General features: G+C 46.4%; 2 tRNA genes and 1 rRNA gene. All 3 read left to right on the top strand.

The window, feature by feature from the left end:
- The first annotated feature begins 121 nt into the window (after window positions 1–121).
- Window positions 122–197 (top strand) — tRNA-Ala (locus IEV16_RS13220).
- 219 nt (window positions 198–416) lie between these two features.
- A tRNA-Ile gene (locus IEV16_RS13215) sits at window positions 417–493 on the top strand.
- 407 nt (window positions 494–900) lie between these two features.
- Window positions 901–2,995 (top strand): 23S ribosomal RNA (locus IEV16_RS13210); the annotation flags it as partial.

The following is a 2,995-nucleotide window of genomic DNA, read 5'->3' as shown; positions in this document are numbered from 1 at the left end:
GAAGTCGTAACAAGGTAGCCGTTGGGGAACCAGTGGCTGGATCACCTCCTAAAAGAATACCTTGAGACGTTATTCTCGGGTGTCCACACAAGTTATCTAGAAATATAAAGTAAAAACAGACGGGGCTATAGCTCAGCTGGGAGAGCACTTGATTTGCATTCAAGAGGTCTGCGGTTCGATCCCGCATAGCTCCACCAGTTCAAAAAAAACAGATGGCGTTTGCTATGTGTTTTACCATTTGCGTGTAAATGTTAGGCAAGCGAAAGCGAAGCCAAGACGATAAACGAAAGAGCATTTACGCCGGTATTTTGGCTGTTAACAAGGCGCGCGCCGGAGAGAGGGCGGGAGCATACGACTGTATGTGACCAACCGAACGACAAGCGCAACGCAGTGAACAGGCAAAAGACCAAGTAAATGGGTCTGTAGCTCAGTTGGTTAGAGCGCACCCCTGATAAGGGTGAGGTCGCTGGTTCAACTCCAGCCAGACCCACCAATTTTCCGAATCTTGACTCTTTGCACTGTCTCACCTATTGTTAATAGGCTACGACAGCACAAATAGCCAATCTTCGAAAAATTAAAACTGGATGCTTTACAAAGAATCTTTTTCAAACGTTGTGACGTTTGACAAGGATTTTTCAGGCGAAAGTTTGAAGGCAAGTATGCTTTATATTGAGTAAATTAACAATTTGGAATATGAGTCTGATGATAATCATGATGAGTGATTATTATCTACAAATCAATTTGATTTGAGTCAATGGCGTCTAAAATAGAATTTATTAAAGTTAATAAAATCGTTATTAGAGAGAAACCAGCGAAATGCGTATATGTGTAAGCATATATGTATTTTGTTACGATCCATATTTGTTTGAGAGTTAACCTTGAGATTGTTTGGGGTTATATGATCAAGTGAATAAGCGTATGTGGTGGATGCCTTGGCGGTAGGAGGCGATGAAGGACGTGTAAGTCTGCGATAAGCTGTGGTTAGCTGACACAAAAGCGTATAACCCACAGATTTCCGAATGGGGCAACCCGATCTTAAAAGATCACTTTATAGCTGTAAGGTTATAAAGAGCGAACCCGGAGAACTGAAATATCTAAGTACCCGGAGGAAAAGAAATCAACCGAGATTCCGCAAGTAGCGACGAGCGAACGCGGACTAGCCCAAAAGTCTCATAGTTTTTAACAGAATGGTGTGGAAAAGCCAGCCGAAGAAGGTGATAGCCCTGTATGTGAAAGAGATTATGAGATGAATGTGAGTAGGGCGGGGCACGAGAAACCCTGTCTGAATATAGGTGGACCATCATCTAAGGCTAAATACTCCCTACCGACCGATAGTGAACCAGTACCGTGAGGGAAAGGCGAAAAGAACCCCTGTGAGGGGAGTGAAATAGACCCTGAAACCGCATACGTACAAGCAGTCAGAGTCCCTCACCTAGAATTTTTTATAAAAATGTGAGTCACATTTTCAAAAGAAATTCTAGGTGAGGGATGATGGCGTACCTTTTGTATAATGGGTCAGCGACTTAATTTCAGTAGCAAGCTTAAGCGAATAGTGTAGGCGAAGGGAAACCGAGTCTTAATAGGGCGCATAGTTGCTGGAATTAGACCCGAACCCGGGCGATCTATCCATGGCCAGGTTGAAGGTCGGGTAAAACCGACTGGAGGACCGAACCCACGTATGTTGAAAAATGCGGGGATGAGCTGTGGATTGGAGTGAAAGGCTAAACAAGCCCGGAGATAGCTGGTTCTCCCCGAAAACTATTTAGGTAGTGCCTTATGTATCACTCACGGGGGTAGAGCACTGTTATGGCTAGGGGGTCACACCGACCTACCGTCCCATGGCAAACTCCGAATACCGTGAAGTGCAATCATAGGAGACAGACTACGGGTGCTAACGTCCGTAGTCGAGAGGGCAACAACCCAGACCGCCAGCTAAGGTCCCAAAATCACCACTAAGTGGGAAACGAAGTGGGAAGGCATAGACAGCTAGGAGGTTGGCTTAGAAGCAGCCACCCTTTAAAGAAAGCGTAATAGCTCACTAGTCGAGTCGGCCCGCGCGGAAGATTTACCGGGGCTAAGTGGTGTACCGAAGCTGCGGATGCATGTTTACATGCATGGTAGGGGAGCGTTCTGTAAGCCTGTGAAGGTGTGTTGAGAAGCATGCTGGAGGTATCAGAAGTGCGAATGCTGACATGAGTAACGATAAAGGGGGTGAAAAACCCCCTCGCCGAAAGTCCAAGGTTTCCTCGTGCAACGTTAATCGGCACAGGGTGAGTCGGCCCCTAAGGCGAGGCAGAAATGCGTAGTCGATGGGAAACAGGTTAACATTCCTGTACTTTAATATGCTGCGATGGAGTGACGGAGAAGGCTAGGTCATCCGGGTGTTGGTTATCCCGGTCCAAGCGTTTAGGCAGTGTTCTTAGGAAAATCCGGGAACATAATGCTGAGGCGTGATGGGGAGTTCATTAAGAACGAAGTGATTGATGCCCTGCTTCCAGGAAAACCTTCTAAGCATAGGTATATTAAAACCGTACTGTAAACCAACACAGGTGGACGAGATGAGAATTCTAAGGCGCTTGAGAGAACTCGGGTGAAGGAACTAGGCAAAATGGTACCGTAACTTCGGGAGAAGGTACGCCTCCGACGGTTCACGCTGTTGGAGGCCGCAGAGACCAGGTGGCTGCGACTGTTTATCAAAAACACAGCACTGTGCAAACACGAAAGTGGACGTATACGGTGTGACGCCTGCCCGGTGCCGGAAGGTTAATTGATGGGGTTATCCCTCACCTAGACTATTTAGAGAAGATATGTATTACGAAGCTTATGTGAATAAACGTACTGCAATGAAACGAGAAAGGTCTTTAAAGCGTAGCGGAAAAGCTTACCATAGCTTAAAGTTACGAATATTAGATGGTCTAGGTGAGGGAGAAGCTCTTGATTGAAGCCCCGGTAAACGGCGGCCGTAACTATAACGGTCCTAAGGTAGCGAAATTCC

The organism is Marinicella pacifica, from assembly GCF_014636635.1.
Taxonomy (GTDB): Bacteria; Pseudomonadota; Gammaproteobacteria; order Xanthomonadales; family Marinicellaceae; genus Marinicella; species Marinicella pacifica.
This window is presented reverse-complemented; position numbering and strand designations above follow the sequence as displayed.